Here is a 16901-nt window from a genome sequence, read left to right as displayed (position 1 = left end):
TGCAAAATTACTAATTTATTATTAGGTATATTATGATGAAAACTTCTATTATTACGGGTATTACCGGTCAAGATGGTGCTTATTTAGCACAGCTATTACTTGAAAAGGGGTATACAGTTTATGGTACTTACCGCCGTACAAGTTCAGTGAATTTTTGGCGTATTGAAGAATTAGGGATTGATCAACATCCGAACCTTCATTTGGTTGAATACGATTTAACGGATTTGTCTTCGAGTATTCGACTTTTACAAACTACCAGTGCGACTGAAGTATATAATCTGGCAGCACAAAGTTTTGTCGGCGTGTCTTTTGATCAACCTGTAACGACAGCAGAAATTACCGGTATTGGGCCTTTAAATTTACTTGAAGCCATTCGGATCGTAAATCCAAAAATTCGTTTTTATCAAGCTTCAACTTCTGAAATGTTTGGTAAGGTGCAGGCGATTCCACAAGTGGAAGAAACTCCATTTTACCCACGTAGTCCATACGGTGTTGCAAAGCTTTATGCACACTGGATTACGATCAATTATCGAGAAAGTTATAACATTTTTGGTTGTAGCGGTATTTTATTCAACCATGAATCTCCGCTCCGTGGTCGCGAGTTTGTGACCCGTAAAATTACCGATTCTGTTGCCAAGATCAAACTCGGTAAACTGGATGTACTGGAGCTCGGTAATCTGGATGCCAAACGTGACTGGGGCTTTGCTAAAGAGTACGTGGAAGGCATGTGGCTTATGTTGCAGGCAGATGAGCCTGATACATATGTGTTGGCAACAAACCGTACTGAAACAGTTCGTGATTTTGTAGCTATGGCATTTAAAGCTGCCGGTTATACACTTCGTTTTGAAGGAAAAGATGAAAATGAGGTGGGTATTGATGAAGTAACAGGTAAAGTCTTAGTACGTGTTAATCCAAAATTCTACCGTCCTGCTGAGGTAGAATTATTAATTGGTAATCCTCAAAAAGCCAAAGAAAAATTAGGCTGGGAGCCTAAAACGACGCTAGAAGAGCTGTGCCAAATGATGGTAGAGCAAGACTTGCGCCGTAACACACAAGGTTTTTCATTCTGATGATGAATGCAGTCAAAACAGTATTGATTACTGGTAGTGAAGGTTTCACTGGACAATATATGGCAGCAGAAATGCGAGCTGCCGGATATCATGTAGCAGGTTTAGGTTCTCAACCTGCTACTACTGTTGATTATTATCAGGCAGACCTGATGAGTATTGCAGAATTGACTGCCGTAATCTCTCGGGTACAACCTGATATCGTCATTCATTTGGCTGCAATTGCATTTGTTGGGCATGGCGATGCGAATGCTTTTTATCAGATCAATTTGCAAGGCACACGTAATCTTTTGGAAGTGTTGGCAAAAGCTGAAAAAAAACCAGAAGCGGTATTGCTTGCTAGTAGTGCAAATGTGTATGGAAATACCTCGGAAGGAAGCCTTCCTGAAAGTACCTTGCCCGCACCGGCTAACGATTATGCGGTAAGTAAACTAGCCATGGAGTATATGGCCAAACTTTGGCAAGAGCGATTACCGATTATTATCACGAGACCCTTTAATTATACGGGTAGAGGTCAGGCAGAAAATTTCCTGTTGCCTAAAATTGTTGCTCATTTTAAAGCGCAATCCAGTGTAATCGAATTAGGTAATCTTGAGGTATGGAGGGATTTTAGTGATGTGCGAGCAGTGGTCAATGCTTATCGTCGCTTAATAGAGGCAAAAGCATTTGAGCAAGTTGTTAATGTATGCTCCGAAGAGGTTTATTCATTACGTGAAATCGTGGCGATGTGTGAAGAAATTACTGGCCATCATATAGAGATTCGGGTCAACCCGGCATTTGTTCGTGCTGGTGAAGTTAAAACCTTGTGTGGAGATGCTACCTTACTAAAAACAATAATAGGGGATTGGAAGATGCCTAAACTTCATGAAACTTTAACCTGGATGTTAAAAAGCGAATGAAAGTTATCTTATCTATAGATGCCGTGCGTTTTCCTCTGACAGGGATTGGTCGATATACTTATGAACTGGCAAGGCATTTACAAGGCTCTTCAGAGATTACAGATCTCCGATTTTTTACTGGTAAGAAATTTTTGCCCGAATTACCTCAAGTAACTGAAGAAGCAGGAAATCAGCATAAACTTAAGCAGTGGGTTCAAAGCAGTTATTTAGCGACTGAAGCTTATAGATTATTAATGCCCTGTTTAAAGGCAAGGGCTTTACGTGGCAATAAAGATTTCTTGTTTCATGGCCCCAATTTTTTTCTTCCGCCCTTTGCGGGGCCAAAGGTTGCAACATTTCATGATTTGTCTCCATTTACTTGGAGTGAATGCAATACACCACAGCGTATTAAATACTTGCAAAAAGAATTAAAAAAAACATTAAAACATGCAGATGCGTTAATCACAGATTCTGAATATACACGTCAAGAATTATCCAGTTATTTTTCTTGGCCTATCGATAAAATTCATGCAGTCCCCTTGGCATGTGGTCCAGAGTTTCATCCTCGGTCAGCTGATGAATTAACTCCCTGTTTACAGAGATACGGTTTAAGCAGTGGAAAATATTCTCTTTTTGTGGGAACGATTGAGCCACGTAAAAATATTATGGCTTTATTAGATGCTTATGCAATGTTGCCGATGAGTCTCAGACAACATTATCCACTGGTGCTGACGGGGTATCAGGGGTGGCGGAGTGAAGACATCCATCAAAAAATTAAACAGGCAGAAAAAGAAGGTTGGGCAAAATATTTAGGTTTCCTGCCTGCAGAACAACTGCCTTTACTCTTTGCTGGAGCCAGACTGTTTGCATTTCCTTCTTTATATGAAGGTTTTGGTTTGCCTGTTTTGGAAGCTATGGCATCTGGCATACCTGTGGTGTGTTCAAATAGCTCTTCTTTACCTGAGGTGGTAGGTGAGGTAGCATTAATGTCAGAAGCACAAGATATAAATAAATTATCTGAACTTTTAGCTCAAGGTTTGCAGGACGATACCTGGAGAGAATGGGCCATCAAAAAGGGCCTGGAACGAGCGTCTGTATTTTCCTGGTCGCTTTGTGCCGAGCAAACTACTCATGTATATAAAAAAATAATGGTGTCTTCTTCTTGAAAATTTTACATTTTTTTAAGTGTTATTATCCTGATTCGGTTGGAGGGGTTGAGCAAGTCATATGTCAACTCGCTGAAGGTGGAAGAGTTCATGACGTTGCTGCTGAAGTCTTGACATTAAGTAAGCGAGGGGCAACCCGTAATCAGCCATACGCCCATCATCTTACGCATACGTCCAAGCAAGACTTGTATTTTGCATCGACTGGACTTTCATTATCAGTCTTTAAAGACTTCCGGGAATTAGCCTCACAAGCGGATATTGTCCATTATCATTTTCCTTGGCCCTTCATGGATTTAGTACATTTTGGAACTCGATGTAAGAAACCAACAGTAGTCACTTATCACTCAGATATTGTTAAGCAGAAACTGTTATTACAATTATATAAACCCTTGTTGCATAGGTTTATGCATAGTGTTGATCACATTGTCGCAACTTCTCCCAATTATATGGTGACTAGTCCGATACTGCACCGTTACCAGCATAAAACCAGCATTATTCCAATTGGACTTGACCGAGCTGCCTATCCTCCAAGTGATATAGCACGCCGAGAATATTGGCAGCAGCATTTGGGGGAGCGTTTCTTCTTATTTGTGGGTGCAATACGCTACTACAAAGGATTGCACATTCTGGTAGAAGCTATGAGAGGTGTGGATTTGCCTGTTGTCATTATGGGCGCAGGGCCTCTGGAGGATGAGCTGTGTCAGCAAGCTGCCAAAATGGGTTTAAATAATATTCATTTCTTGGGGCAGTTGCCTGATGAGGATAAATTTGCCTTACTTGAGTTAAGTTACGGCATAGTATTTCCATCACACTTACGTTCCGAAGCTTTCGGCATTTCTTTATTGGAAGGGGCTATGTATGGCAAGCCTTTAATTTCAAGTGAAATTGGTACTGGTACAACTTACATAAATATTCATCAAGAAACCGGGTTGGTCGTCCCGCCATCAGATCCTATAGCTTTACGTGATGCAATGCTTTCACTATGGCATGATCCAATTTCGGCTCAGCGATATGGACAAAATGCAAAGCAGCGTTATGAAAAACTGTTTACCGCTGATCTTATGACAGATCAATATGTCAAGTTATACCGATCTTTACTCGATAATACGCATGATGCAATAAAACAATAAAATATAAAAATCAGGCTTATCTGGCCTTTCTGCTCAAAGCAACCACCTGGCAGAAAGGCGTGAATAGGCCCTTTATATAGAGATATATGAATTATTCGATCCCAAACAACAAACTATTCAATTCCGTATATTGTAAATTTCATAGAATTGGGTATGTTTAATTATGAGAATAATAAAGTATGAGCAGATAAATGATGCTTTTAGAAGAAGTTTTTAAAAGTAAAAAGGCAGAGCATTCAGATTATTTCAACTTGAGAATCCATCGCGGCTTAAGCTGGTTAAAAAAATCACTCGAACTCGATAGCGACCTTGATCTTAAATTCATGAGCCTGTGGATTTCATTTAATGCCATTTATGCACAAGATATTGCCTTCAATCAGGACAAGCAGACATTCAGGCAGTTTTTATATTTAATTTGTCAGAAAGATCGGGAACATAAAATTTATCATGTGCTTTGGGATAAATTTAGCCAACCCATCCGTCTGCTTCTAGAAAATCCCTATGTGTATCAGGAGTTCTGGGATTATCAGAATCAAAAAATCAGCCAGCACAGCTGGAAAGAAGATTTTGAACAGGAGAAGAAAAAAGTCCAAAAAACCTTACAGGAAAAGGCCTCAGTAGATATTTTATTTATTGTTTTTAATCGTCTTTATACCTTGCGCAATCAGATCATTCATGGCGGTGCCACCTATAACAGTTCGGTCAATCGCCGGCAATTGCAGGATGCCTGTAATATTTTGGCCGCCTTGTTACCGACCTTTATCTTTGTACTGTTAGAAAATGCGCATAGTCTGGATTTGGGCAAACCGTTTTATCCCGTTGTACAAGTTTGTTAAATTCTATTTTGCAATCAGCCGAGTCGGGCAGAAAATTCTTTATTTGCCAGTTTTTTATGCCTAAGTGGAGGCAGCAGAGTGATAGCGCATATCCAGAAAGGCAAAAAAGGCAGCGCAGAGCACCAGACTCAATCCTGCCAGACAGGTCATGCTCCAGCCACCATGATGCCATGAATAAACGCCCAATGCGGAACCGCACGCCCCACCAATAAAGTAAGAGGTCATATAAATAGAATTAATCCTCGATTTAGCATCTGGACGTAAACGGAAAATAATATTTTGATTACTGGTGTGCACAATGGTCAGGCCCAGGCTGATGACGCCGTAACCCAAAATATAGCTTTGCAGAGATTGCCCACCAAAATAAAGAAAAATCCAGCTCACAATCAGGGTGAACAGACCTATCCAGGTGAGGGATTGAGTATGGCCCTGATCGGCAATTTTGCCAATTTTAGACGTAGACAATGCACCGAATACCCCCACCAAAGTTACAACACCGACCAGCACATCAGAGAGATAAAACGGGGATGAGGTCAGCAAAACGGCAATGGTCGAAAACAGGGTACTCATGGCAGCAAATACAAAACCGCCAATCAAGGAACGAAATCCTAAACGCGGCTCCTGTTTCAGTAAAATTGCCATGGATTTAAAAATTTGCGCATAGCTCATTTTTAATATGGGGATGTGTGGCAGTCTAGCTTTGAGTAGAAAAGCCAAAATCAGCATCAATACCGCACTGAGCATATAGATCAGTTTCCAGTTGAACAGGTTAGACATTAAACCCGCAAGACTGGTGGATAGCAGCAGTCCGACCAGCAGTCCGCTCATCAGGAAACCTACCACTTCACCGGTTTTTTCCGGTTTGACGGCCATGGTGGCTAGGGGAATCAGGACTTGTGCCGCAACTGAAAATAGTCCCGTAATCATGGTTCCCAGCCAAAGCATGGGTAAGTTGACGGCAAAAGCACATAGAAATAAACCGATGGCCGCCATGATCATCAGTAAAGGAATGAATTTGGTTTTATTGACAATGTCACCCATTGGAACAATAAACAGCAAGCCCAGTGCATAGGATACCTGGGCAAACGTCACGGTTAAGGCAACTTGTGATTCAGGAACATGAAAATATTGCTGGATGGAATGGATTAAAGGCTGGCAATAATAGTTGGCTCCCGCACACAGACCACAGGCTATGGCCATCAGCCAGAGCAAAGATTTATCCTGGCTGATGTCGAGAGAAGTTTTCATAACCATCCTTGTTTTGTTTCATGCAGACAAAATTTGCCGGCATTGCAATGTACCTGCAGAGTATAGCAAGCGCTATCAGTCTGGATGTACAAATATACGGGAAAAGCGGTCTTTATTCGGCGTTCTGTGGCTATTTTAAAAGCCGTACTTTTTAGGTTGTACAAGGCTTGAATCAGACCAAAAAAATTAATGTGAGAATTTCTTTTTAGAAAGAGTGATCATCATGACGCCAACAATATTGAGCATACAGCCCAGCCATTGAATGGCATTTAGATGCTCACCCAGAAAAATGGTGGCCAAGATAATGGTCAGAATCGGCCCGATCGAAGCAATCATGGCAGACTGCGCAGCACCCAGCCGGGCAATGCTTTGCGCCATCAGAATGGTGGGCAACACGGTGACCAGAAAGCCTAAAGCGACTCCATACCAGATTACACTGGAAGGAAGCTGAGACAGTAAGTTCAGAGGTTGGGGTGTGGCAACAAAATAGTGGGTTAAGGTGCCGATACAGGCAATACTCAGGGCCAAACCGGTAAAATTCCATGAACCAAACCGTTGAATCAGGCGTGGGGTCAGCAGTAAGTAGGCAGCAAAACATACTGCACTGGCAAAGACCAGACTTGCTCCCAGCCAGAAATGACCTTCATGAGGGACATTACTTTGTTCCTGCAACATCACAATAACCGTACCGCCATAACTTAAAGCGATAGCAAACAGGCTTTTTAGGCTCAAGCGTTGTTTATAGATCACGCTGGAAGCCAAAACGGTCAGGGTCGGATAAAGAAAGAGAATAATCCGTTCCAGAGAGGCACTGATATACATCAGACCGACAAAATCCAGCCAGCTTGAAAAGTAGTAACCTATTAGCCCTGCAACAATCAATAAACCCCAGTCTTTCGCTGCCAGCGCTTTATTGTGATGACGGTTGAACCAGCACAGCAGCAAAAAAAACGGTAAGGCGCTGGCCATACGCAAAGCCATTAACACTGTGCCATCAACCAGAGGTGACAGGGCATAGGTTTGCTTAATAAAAATGGCTTTGGTACTAAACAGGAAAGCAGCACAGATCGCAAACAATGAACCCAGTTGTGTTTTGGTTAGACTCAGTTTCATTTTATCTACTTGATGAGGGTTGCTGATCAGAGCAATCAGGAACTAAATGTGAATTATAAAGTTTTTGGCCGCCCAGGTTAAATGCAAAAATATGATGGTGATGATTCCTGTATGGAATAATTGATCGCTAAACTCAGGCTGATTTTTATCCGTCGCTACAATTTTCTGCGAAAGTTAGAAATCCGGGCAATCAGTCTTGAATAAATTTTATCCGGACAATACTTCTGCCAAGGGTTTGTTAGGCTAAAGATCAGTGAATTTGTGAATGAAAAGTCGGAAATCAGCCTAAAAGTCGATTATTTGCACCAAATGGGTGCAATAAATACGCGCAACCCGCTGATTAAATTTAAAACATCATCATGCGAAATGACGATGAAAAAAATATTTATTAAATTTTGAATCGGATTAGACTTAGGACGAATAAACATAAAAGAGCAAAAAAAGCATAAAAATAAGAAAATTATCTATTTTTTAGTGTTGTAAAAATATGCAATCGTCGCAGCACGAGTTTTTCAGTGACGGATATTTTTTCAAGACAAAAAAAGCCTTTCAGATGTCACCAGAGTCAATGAATAAAAAAAACCATTTAATTTTAATAATTTTATAAATAAATCAGGCAATTTGAGGGAAGAAATAAATTCAAGCCAGCAAGGCTGTATTGTCAGAAAGATCAATCTCGGATTTTGGTCAGGTAGAGCAGCTTCGGCCCAGGCACTTAAGTAAAGCCAAACATTAAATATTGAGCGTGGTAGTTAAAGTCATTCAGCACAGCTGAAATAAATGCTAAACCTATAGATGATATATCGTATGATTATTTTTATGAATCACCAGTTCAAAATATGGGTATTTATTAAATAAATATTGGGTGGTAATTTAAAAAAGTTCAATTAGAATCCAAAAATTCAACAAAAACGCATCTAGGGGGAAACATTGCTTACGGCGATGTTTACTTAAGAAAAATTAGCTTGAGGAACGCTCATGCAGATCGGAATCCCAACCGAAACTGTTGTCGGTGAAAATCGTGTGGCGGCAACGCCAGAAACAGTCAAGAAGTTGATCAGTGCTGGTCATACTGTAGTCATTGAACGTAGAGCAGGGGTAAAAGCCGCTTATATTGACAGTGCCTATGAACAGGTCGGTGCCAAAATTACGGATGATGCCTATACCGGCAGTCAGATTATTTTGAAAGTTCGTGCCCCTCAAGGCGAAGAAATTCAAAAACTTGCGCCAAAAACTGCAGTCATTGCGATGTTTGACCCGTATCGCAACACTGAGCTGGATCAGTTTGCAGCGCAGCAGGTTTCTGCATTTGCATTAGAGCTTTTGCCGCGTACGCTGTCCCGTGCCCAAAACATGGACGTGCTGTCTTCTCAAGCTAACTTGGCCGGTTATAAATCGGTACTTTTGGCGGCCGCAGAATATCAACGCATGTTCCCTATGCTCATGACGGCTGCCGGTACGGTAAAACCGGCCCGTGTGGTGATTATGGGTGTAGGTGTTGCCGGTCTGCAAGCGATTGCAACTGCAAAACGTTTAGGTGCTGTGGTTGAAGCAACCGATTTACGTCCAACTGCACGTGACCAGGTCGAATCGCTTGGTGGTAAATGGCTCGATGTGCCAATGTCGGATGAAGAAAAGCAGAAAGCTGCTGACGCTGCTAAAAATGGTTATGGATGGATGCCAGGTGAGCAATACATCAAAGACCAGGCGGTCATTGTCGATAAAGCTGTTTCGAATGCCGATATCGTGATTACCACTGCACTGTTGCCGGGCCGTGATGCACCGCGTTTAATTCGTGCTGAAACAGTGGCCAAAATGAAACCGGGTTCAATCATTCTGGATATGGCGGTTGAGTCTGGCGGTAACGTGGAAGGTTCCAAGTGCGGTGAAAATGTCGTGACGGATAATGGCGTGACCATTTTGGGTATTCCAAATATTCCTTCTACAGTTGCGACTGAAGCTTCAGCATTGTATGCACGTAACGTCTTTAATTTCCTCGATACCCTGTTTGATGCAGAGAAAAACTTTGCCATCAATCCGGAAGAGGAAATTCAAAAAGCCCTTCTGGTAACTCATGGCGGTCAAGTACTGCTGAAGCGTGGTTAAGGAGAGTCATCATGGTTGAAACGATTACAATTTTCGTCCTTGCCATCTTCGTAGGTTACTACGTGGTTTGGGGCGTAACACCTGCTTTACATACGCCACTTATGGCGGTAACCAATGCATTGTCTTCGATCATTATCGTTGGTGCAATGATTCAAACCGTAGGCTTGCCAGTGATTGGTGTCGATGCCAACGTGGCTTTTCAAAGCGTAAACATCGTGAGCATTTTAGGCGCGGTTGCAGTGTTCCTGGCAAGTATCAACATTTTCGGTGGTTTTGCCGTGACTGCACGTATGCTTGAAATGTTTAAGCCAAAGCAAAAGAAAAAAGAGGGCTAATCAATGGAATTTATTCGAGAATATGCCAATTGGTTCTATTTGATCGGTGCCATTCTTTTTATCTTGACCCTGCGCGGCTTGTCGGGTCCTAAGACTGCAATTGCCGGTAACCGTTACGGTATGATTGCGATGGCAATTGCCGTGATCACGACTTTCTTTGTGGCTGAACATCCTGTGATCTGGATGATTGTCGGTGCAATGGTTCTTGGTGCTGTTGTGGGTATTGCCCGTGCACGTACCGTTCCAATGACGCAAATGCCAGAAACTGTTGCCTTGATGCACTCGCTTGTTGGTTTGGCTGCAGTATTGATTGCCATTGCCGCGATTTTGCATAACAACCAGTTAACTGCGCTATTTGCACAGAATGAAGCGGCGTTAACAGCAGCTGGTGTTCAGCATGCACATATGAGCAGCGTTCATTTATTTGAATTGTTCGTGGGTTGTTTCGTGGGTGCAATCACCTTTACAGCTTCCGTATTTGCTTACGGTAAACTGGCTGCGAAGAAATGGGCGAAAACCATTTCGGGTGGCTGGGTTAAGCCGGTACAGGCGATTATTTTCCTGGCAATGCTGGGTTGTGGTATCAACTTCTTCTTAACCGGCGACATGACATCTTTCTGGGCAATGACTGCACTTGCACTTGCATTTGGCTGGGTATGGATTGCACCGGTCGGTGGTGGCGATATGCCGGTTGTGGTGTCACTGTTGAACTCATTCTCTGGCTGGGCTGCAGCAGGTATTGGTTTCACTTTAGAAAACAATATGCTGATTGTTGCCGGTTCCCTGGTAGGTTCTTCAGGTGCAATTCTGTCTTACATCATGTGTAAAGCCATGAACCGTTCAATCATCAACGTATTGTTTGGTGGTGCAATGGGTGGTGCAGCAGTGGCTTCTGGTGACAAGGGCGAGCAGGTTCAGCGTAACCACCGCTCAGGTTCAGCAGATGATGCAGGCTTCCTGATGTCAAATGCAGACAGCGTAGTGATTGTTCCGGGTTATGGTATGGCTCAAGGCCGTGCACAAAATGCCGTAAAAGAACTGTGTGAAATCCTGAAAGAACAAGGCGTTAAAGTACGCTTTGCAATTCACCCGGTTGCAGGTCGTATGCCTGGTCACATGAACGTATTGCTTGCTGAAGCTGACGTGGCTTATGAAGACATCCTGGAAATGGATGAAATCAACTCTGACTTCCCGGCAACTGATGTGGTGTTGGTCATTGGTGCAAATGACGTCGTCAACCCGGCAGCGAAAGATGATCCAAGTTCACCAATTTATGGTATGCCGATTCTTGAAGCACATAAGGCGCGTACCATTATGGTGATCAAGCGTTCTATGGCAACCGGTTATGCAGGTCTGGACAATGACTTGTTCTATAACGAAAAAACCATGATGATTTTCGGTGATGCCAAGAAAGTTGTGGAAGACATGACTAAAGCCATTAACGGCGGCGGTCACTAAATCCACGCTTCAAAAGTTCCTCTTTCATAAAGAGGGATTTAGGGAGATTAAAACCACCTTCGGGTGGTTTTTTGTTTCTAAAATATATGACTTTTCAATAATTAAATTGAAGAATAGAGCAGGATACATTTTATAAGGATATGGTTTCTTGTTTTATTTGGTGCTGTCTGATCAAGCGATATTACAAAAATGCTTTATAAAATGGCAATTAACTGTTTATTTCTAAATAGATATTGCTGATTAGGGATATTTTTAGAAATTAAGTTGTGCTAAGACCGGCATTTGCCGGCCTTTTTAAATAAAAAGATAAATCTCGATAATCTGGCATTTCTTTTGCATTTTTGTGATTCAGTTTTAGGGGGACTGTTCATGAAAATAATAAAGTGTCTAGTATTGCTGTTATGCGTCTGTTCACTACCTGCATTTGCAAGTGAAGCTGCGACAAACACAGCCAATATTCAAGAAATACGTTTATCACTCGACAGCGTTTGGGTGGTCATCGGCGGGATTCTGGTGTTCTTGATGCAGGCCGGTTTTGCAATGGTAGAAAGTGGCTCTGTACGCAGCAAGAATACCGTTAACGTATTAATGAAAAACTATATGGATGCTTGTCTGGGGGGATTGGTCTTCTGGTTGGTGGGCTTTGGGCTCATGTTCGGCATGAACGCTTCGGGCTGGATTGGCACCAGTCATTTCGCACCCGATAACATGGATGGCTGGCATTGGAATCTGCTGTTCTTTCAAATGATGTTTGCCGCTACTGCAACCACAATTGCCAGTGGTGCCATGGCGGAGCGTATTCACTTTGTCGCTTATATTGTCGTTGCTGCCGTGGTCAGTGGCCTTATTTATCCTGTCTTTGGTAGTTGGGCATGGGGCAGTATTTTTGAGGGTACAGGCTGGTTAAAGGCCTTGGGGTTTATCGACTTCGCCGGTTCAACCGTGGTGCATTCCATCGGTGGTTGGGTCGCTTTGGCCGGAATCATTGTTTTGGGGCCGCGCTTGGGACGTTTTGGTCGTAATGGACAAAGTCATTTTTTGGCGGGACATAACTTGCCCTTGGTAGCCTTGGGTGGTTTTATCCTGTGGTTTGCATGGTTCGGTTTTAATGCGGCATCCACGGTGAATGCCAATGTCAGTATTGGCCGGATTGCTTTAAATACCCATCTGGCCGCCTGTGCTGCTGCGGTGGCTTATATGTTGTATGCCTTGGTTCGTGGCAAGGCAATCCTGATGAAGACCACCATTAATGCCTCATTGGGCGGTTTGGTGGGTATTACGGCAGGTTGTGCAACCATGTCGCCACTTTTTGCCGTCATCACCGGTGCCATTGCAGGTTTGCTGGTAAGTACCTTGCCGGTCTTAATGGAAAAATTAAAACTGGATGATGTCGTGGATGCAGTGACGGTACACGGTTTTTGCGGGGCGTGGGGAACAGTGGCTGCCGGCCTGTTTTTTGAAGCCGATATGTTCAACTCGCAAATTGTTTCCATTCAGGTGCTAGGGGTGCTGGCAGCATTTGCCTGGGGATTTGGAATCGCGCTGATTACCTTTAAGGTGCTAAAGAAAATGCTGGGGAGTTTGCGTGTCGGAACGCAACATGAACAGCGCGGTCTGGATTATACCGAACATGCCGAGCTGTCTTATCCTGAATTTCAGCGCGATGTGACTTTTGAAACAGATGATATTACCAGACGCCACTGAACCAAGAAGGGGAGTTTAGCTATGCCAAATGAATTACTCACTGTGATGCAAAAGAAACAGGCAATTGAGCGCGGTTTAAGCCATTATTTGCAAGGAACTGTACTGGAACGGGTATTGAATTACTGGGAACAGGAGTATGGCGACAAGCCTTCATTTGTACTCAACCGTTTTATGAATGATATTTGCAATACCGATGAATTGCGTGTTCAGCGCAAGGAAATGTTGAAACAGGTGTTATGCGAAATGTCGGCGGTTGAAAAACAGGTGCTACTGGATACCAAGCCGAAAGTGCAAACGGAAGAGCTGACAGAGGTGCCGATTTCAGCCGATTTTGCCGATGCTTTTTTTGATTTGATTAATGGGGTAGTGCAAACAGTAGCTACAGCTGATCAGAATGATTTTAATGCGGAAGTGAAAAATCATGTCCAAGCCCTGGGCATTGCCATTCAGCAATCCGCGAATCTGAATGATGCTGCTTTTACGGAATGTTTGCCGCTTACCAGTTATGCTCAGGTGATTACTGCATCCTATGAATGCTATTGCGAATTTTATGGGCCAAGCAAGGCCGATCAGGTCTATGCACGGGTGAAAATGGACATCAAGAGCAAATATCCTTCTGTGGATTTACATCACTTATTATAGTGGATTAATCTGGATGGAGTGGATGTTCGGTCTAAAGTTCAGGCTGGGCATCCCCAAAACAGCAGCACAAAAAAAGCGACCTGAAGGTCGCTTTTTTAATTTAGGCTACTGATTCTGGAGTTGCGCGCCATAAGCTTTCCAGATCGTAAAATTTACGCGCTGTTGGAAGCATGACGTGAACGACAACAAAACCAAGATCGATGAGGATCCATTCGGCATCACGTTCACCTTCAACGCCGAGAGGGCGGAAACCTGCTTTACGTGCTTCTTCAGCAACATTGTCTGCAAGGGCTTTAATGTGACGGGTTGATGTACCACTCGCAATGACCATGGCATCTGCCACATTGCTGATTGAGCTGACATCAAGTTCTAGAATATCTTTTGCTTTTACATCTAAGAGGGCTTCATGTACAACTTTTAAGCAAGCTTGTACATCTTTAGCATGAGCATTCATTGCGTGTTCGAGAGAATTAGAAGCGCTGGGCGATGGTTCTAAATTCATAAAAGGTTTAATTTCCGGACAATATCTCACTGTGTAATATAGCGGTTTTGGGGCTAAATTTCAAATCTGTTCATAATTTAACTTTGTGGATGTTTTGCAAAATATTTATCTTTCCAGGCAAAGGAATGGCTGGAATGCGCTTGGGGCTTGTATTCTGCCGCGGTGAAACCCGTATAGGGACTTTGGCTTAACCATTGAAAAATGTCTGCGTATGGAATTTGTGCAGTATCAGGCTGATGACGTCCCGGGCAGTCTGCAAACTGGATGTGCCCAATATCCTGAATATTTTCCTTTAAGCCTTGCAGCACATCTTCACCCATCATTGCCATGTGATAGCAGTCATATTGCATTTTCAGCGCAGGGTGTCGTACAGCTTCCAGCATCTCCTGGGCCTGGGCAATATTCTGTACCAGAAAGCGCGGCATGTCGGTGCCATTAATCATTTCAAACACCGGCTGGATGTTGTGTACAGCAAACATGGAACAGGCCAGTTTTAAATTTTTTGCCAGTGTATTTAAGCAAGGCAACAAATCTGAATCGAGCGGTTGCTTGCCTGCCAAAATATTCACACTGGATACATTCAGTGCGGTGGCATATTCAATGGCCTTTTCCAGGGCACGATGAAATTCAATTTCTTGACCCGGTACGCCAGCCAGCCCATTGCCGCCTTGCATCAGGTCACCTGCAGGTACATTAATCAGGCACAAGCCAAGATCATGCAGGGTCAGTTGGGTCTGAATCTGTTCAATGCTGAGTTCATAGGGAAACTGAATTTCCACATACTGAAACCCGTGCGCGCGCGCCAGAGCAAAGCGCTCAATCAAAGGTACTTCAGTAAAAATCATGGATAAATTTACCGCCAGCTTCATCATGCTGTTACTCCTTGCGTGCTAAGAAATGGTCTGCTCAAGATTCAACCAGTTGAATGACAGTTGCCAGATCAGCCTCAGCATAGCCATTATTTTGGTGGGTTTTCAATTGTGAAAGTGCCTGTTTTGCGACAGGAATATTTAAATTGAACTGTTCAGCCAGCTGCATGGCATTATTCAGGTCTTTGGACAGGGTTTGCACTTTCCATTGCACCGGCTCAAAAGTATGCGTTGCCATACGCGGGCTTAAAATCTGAAACGGTTTCGAGTCGGCAAAACCACCGGCAAGTGCAGGGGCAAGCAAGGTGGTATCTACACCGGCCTGTCTGGCTAATGCTACTGCTTCTGCAATTAAGGTGCTGTTTGCTGCAACAATCAGCTGATTGCAGATTTTGGTGGCTTGCCCCGTACCTGTTTCGCCCATACGCGTCACACGTTGCGAGAGCACATTATAAATCAGCGATAAATCCTGAATGGTTTGCGTGTCGCCACCGGCAAAGATCACCAGTGTGCCCTGTTCGGCACCTGCGGTACCCCCGGAAACAGGCGAGTCAATCCATTGCACTTGCTGGTTTTGTGCCTGCAGTGCCAAAGCTTTGGTTTTATCCACAGATAAACTGGAGAAATCCACAATCACTTGACCCGCAGTCAGTTGATGCTGGATGTGATCAAACACCGCCTGTACGGCAGCATCATCGGCCAGACAGGTCAGAATTACCGGATATTGCCCAATATTTTGCAAGTCTAGGGCCGTAGCGCCCATATCAATCAGCACGTCACAGGCGGATGCCGTTCTGTTCCATACCGCCACGTCAAAACCGGCCTGAATCAGCCGGGTCGCCATGCGGCTGCCCATGAGACCCATGCCTAGGAATGCGATTTTTGTATTACGATCAAAACTCATGTGTTTTTCTCTGGACCATGCTGTTATTGGACTATTTTACTTATATTGGCGCGGTAAAAACTGAACTTCCGGGTTCTTGTCTTTTTTACGGGCCAATTTACTGTTTTTGCCCAACAGTAATTTCAGTTGCCAGATTTTCTCCAGGCGTAATGATTTTTTCGGTTCATGTTGCATGGCATCAAGAACCTGTTTAGCCGCTGCCAGCGCATCCGGAGAGCGTTGCAGCATTTCTTCTGCAATCGCTTGGGCTTTGCTCATCGGTGATTCATCCAGATGCGTCACCAAACCAATCTCTTTGGCATAGCTGGCATCAAAAATACGTCCGGTCAAGGTCAGTTCTTTGGCCAGATCGACACTGATGATGCCTTTAATGGAACGGGTCAGTCCCATGTCCGGCACCAGTCCCCAGCGGCTTTCCATAATCGACATTTTGGTGTCCGGATGGGCAATACGAATATCGGCTGCCAAAGCCAGTTGCATGCCGGCACCCAGACAATAGCCTTCGATTGCCGCAATGACCGGTACAGGCAGTTCCTGCCAGATTAAAAAAGCTTTCTGGAACAGGCTTTGTCCCGGTTTGAGCAGTTCCCAGGCTGCATAAGCGGTATTTTTTGGCGCATTTAAATCGGCCAGGTCAATTCCGGCACTAAAGACATGTGCTTCGCCGGTTAAAATGACACAGCGAATGGAGCGGTCTTTTTTAATTTGTTTGGCGGCATGCACCAGTTCGCGCAATAAAGCAAAGCTCATGGCATTGCGCTTTTCTGGACGGTTTAAGGAAACGGTGGCAATGCCATTATTTTTTTCTATGCGAAGTAAAGCCATGGGTTAGACCTGTATTTTTATATGGTTTTGAGCATAACACGGGTATTTCTCTGATACATGCCGCGATACATGACAGCAGAGTCACATCTAAAGATGGACGCTACTGCCAAAATTTGAA

Annotated in this window: 16 protein-coding genes; 10 read left to right on the top strand and 6 right to left on the bottom strand. The window is 43.7% G+C overall.

Annotated features, from left to right (window positions below):
• Positions 1–35: 35 nt before the first annotated feature.
• The 5 genes from gmd to E0H88_RS12325 all read left to right on the top strand — a co-directional run bounded on the left by gmd (position 36) and on the right by E0H88_RS12325 (position 5077).
• A complete protein-coding gene (gmd, locus tag E0H88_RS12345) occupies positions 36–1070 on the top strand; it encodes a GDP-mannose 4,6-dehydratase (RefSeq protein WP_131274384.1) in 1035 nt (344 codons plus the stop codon).
• Positions 1070–1966 carry a GDP-mannose 4,6-dehydratase gene (locus tag E0H88_RS12340; protein WP_131274383.1) on the top strand — a complete coding sequence of 299 codons (897 nt, stop codon included), beginning with the start codon at positions 1070–1072 and terminating at the stop codon, positions 1964–1966. The genes gmd and E0H88_RS12340 overlap by 1 nt, the downstream gene beginning before the upstream one ends.
• A complete protein-coding gene (locus tag E0H88_RS12335) occupies positions 1963–3111 on the top strand; it encodes a glycosyltransferase family 4 protein (protein WP_131274382.1) in 1149 nt (382 codons plus the stop codon). Before E0H88_RS12340 ends, E0H88_RS12335 begins: the two co-directional genes overlap by 4 nt.
• The gene (locus E0H88_RS12330) at positions 3108–4241 is read left to right on the top strand and encodes a glycosyltransferase family 4 protein (RefSeq protein ID WP_131274381.1); all 1134 of its coding nucleotides are present in this window, start codon (positions 3108–3110) and stop codon (positions 4239–4241) included. The genes E0H88_RS12335 and E0H88_RS12330 overlap by 4 nt, the downstream gene beginning before the upstream one ends.
• A gap of 191 nt (positions 4242–4432) precedes the next feature.
• Positions 4433–5077 (top strand): HEPN domain-containing protein, encoded by a 645-nt coding sequence (locus tag E0H88_RS12325; RefSeq protein WP_131274380.1) that lies wholly within the window; start codon positions 4433–4435, stop codon positions 5075–5077.
• A 60-nt stretch (positions 5078–5137) separates the two neighbouring features.
• Here E0H88_RS12325 and E0H88_RS12320 read toward each other — a convergent pair whose 3' ends face one another.
• Together E0H88_RS12320 and E0H88_RS12315 are read right to left on the bottom strand one after the other, a co-directional pair.
• Positions 5138–6325: an MFS transporter gene (locus E0H88_RS12320; RefSeq protein ID WP_131274379.1), complete on the bottom strand. Its 1188-nt coding sequence runs from the start codon at positions 6323–6325 to the stop codon at positions 5138–5140.
• A gap of 186 nt (positions 6326–6511) precedes the next feature.
• The gene (locus E0H88_RS12315) at positions 6512–7438 is read right to left on the bottom strand and encodes a DMT family transporter (RefSeq protein WP_131274378.1); all 927 of its coding nucleotides are present in this window, start codon (positions 7436–7438) and stop codon (positions 6512–6514) included.
• Positions 7439–8416: 978 nt separating this feature from the next.
• Between E0H88_RS12315 and E0H88_RS12305 the strand changes: the two genes are divergently transcribed.
• The 5 genes from E0H88_RS12305 to E0H88_RS12285 all read left to right on the top strand — a co-directional run bounded on the left by E0H88_RS12305 (position 8417) and on the right by E0H88_RS12285 (position 13683).
• Complete coding sequence (locus tag E0H88_RS12305) at positions 8417–9544, top strand: Re/Si-specific NAD(P)(+) transhydrogenase subunit alpha (protein ID WP_131274377.1); 1128 nt, start codon at positions 8417–8419, stop codon at positions 9542–9544.
• An 11-nt stretch (positions 9545–9555) separates the two neighbouring features.
• Positions 9556–9879, top strand: coding sequence for a proton-translocating transhydrogenase family protein (locus E0H88_RS12300; protein WP_092820282.1), 324 nt, complete (start codon positions 9556–9558; stop codon positions 9877–9879).
• A 3-nt stretch (positions 9880–9882) separates the two neighbouring features.
• Entirely contained in the window at positions 9883–11337 is a 1455-nt protein-coding gene (locus E0H88_RS12295) for an NAD(P)(+) transhydrogenase (Re/Si-specific) subunit beta (RefSeq protein ID WP_092820283.1), read from the top strand.
• A 369-nt stretch (positions 11338–11706) separates the two neighbouring features.
• Complete coding sequence (locus tag E0H88_RS12290; RefSeq protein ID WP_131274376.1) at positions 11707–13041, top strand: ammonium transporter; 1335 nt, start codon at positions 11707–11709, stop codon at positions 13039–13041.
• Between the two features lie 21 nt (positions 13042–13062).
• Positions 13063–13683 (top strand): hypothetical protein, encoded by a 621-nt coding sequence (locus E0H88_RS12285; RefSeq protein ID WP_092820285.1) that lies wholly within the window; start codon positions 13063–13065, stop codon positions 13681–13683.
• Between the two features lie 100 nt (positions 13684–13783).
• Here the strand turns inward: E0H88_RS12285 and rsfS are convergent, their stop codons facing one another.
• The 4 genes from rsfS to E0H88_RS12265 form a co-directional block, all read right to left on the bottom strand.
• A complete protein-coding gene (rsfS, locus tag E0H88_RS12280; protein ID WP_092820286.1) occupies positions 13784–14185 on the bottom strand; it encodes a ribosome silencing factor in 402 nt (133 codons plus the stop codon).
• A 77-nt stretch (positions 14186–14262) separates the two neighbouring features.
• On the bottom strand, positions 14263–15057 hold the full coding sequence (locus E0H88_RS12275; protein ID WP_092820287.1) for a hydroxypyruvate isomerase family protein: 795 nt from the start codon (positions 15055–15057) through the stop codon (positions 14263–14265).
• A 34-nt stretch (positions 15058–15091) separates the two neighbouring features.
• Positions 15092–15958 (bottom strand): NAD(P)-dependent oxidoreductase, encoded by an 867-nt coding sequence (locus tag E0H88_RS12270; protein WP_131274375.1) that lies wholly within the window; start codon positions 15956–15958, stop codon positions 15092–15094.
• A gap of 36 nt (positions 15959–15994) precedes the next feature.
• Positions 15995–16783, bottom strand: a complete 789-nt coding sequence (locus tag E0H88_RS12265) for a crotonase/enoyl-CoA hydratase family protein (protein ID WP_092820289.1) — start codon at positions 16781–16783, stop codon at positions 15995–15997.
• Between the last annotated feature and the right edge of the window lie 118 nt (positions 16784–16901).

This window comes from Acinetobacter sp. ANC 4216 (assembly GCF_004331195.1).
Lineage (GTDB): Bacteria > Pseudomonadota > Gammaproteobacteria > Pseudomonadales > Moraxellaceae > Acinetobacter > Acinetobacter kookii.
The sequence above is the reverse complement of the archived record's forward strand: the minus strand, read 5'-3'. Positions and strand labels throughout refer to the sequence as shown.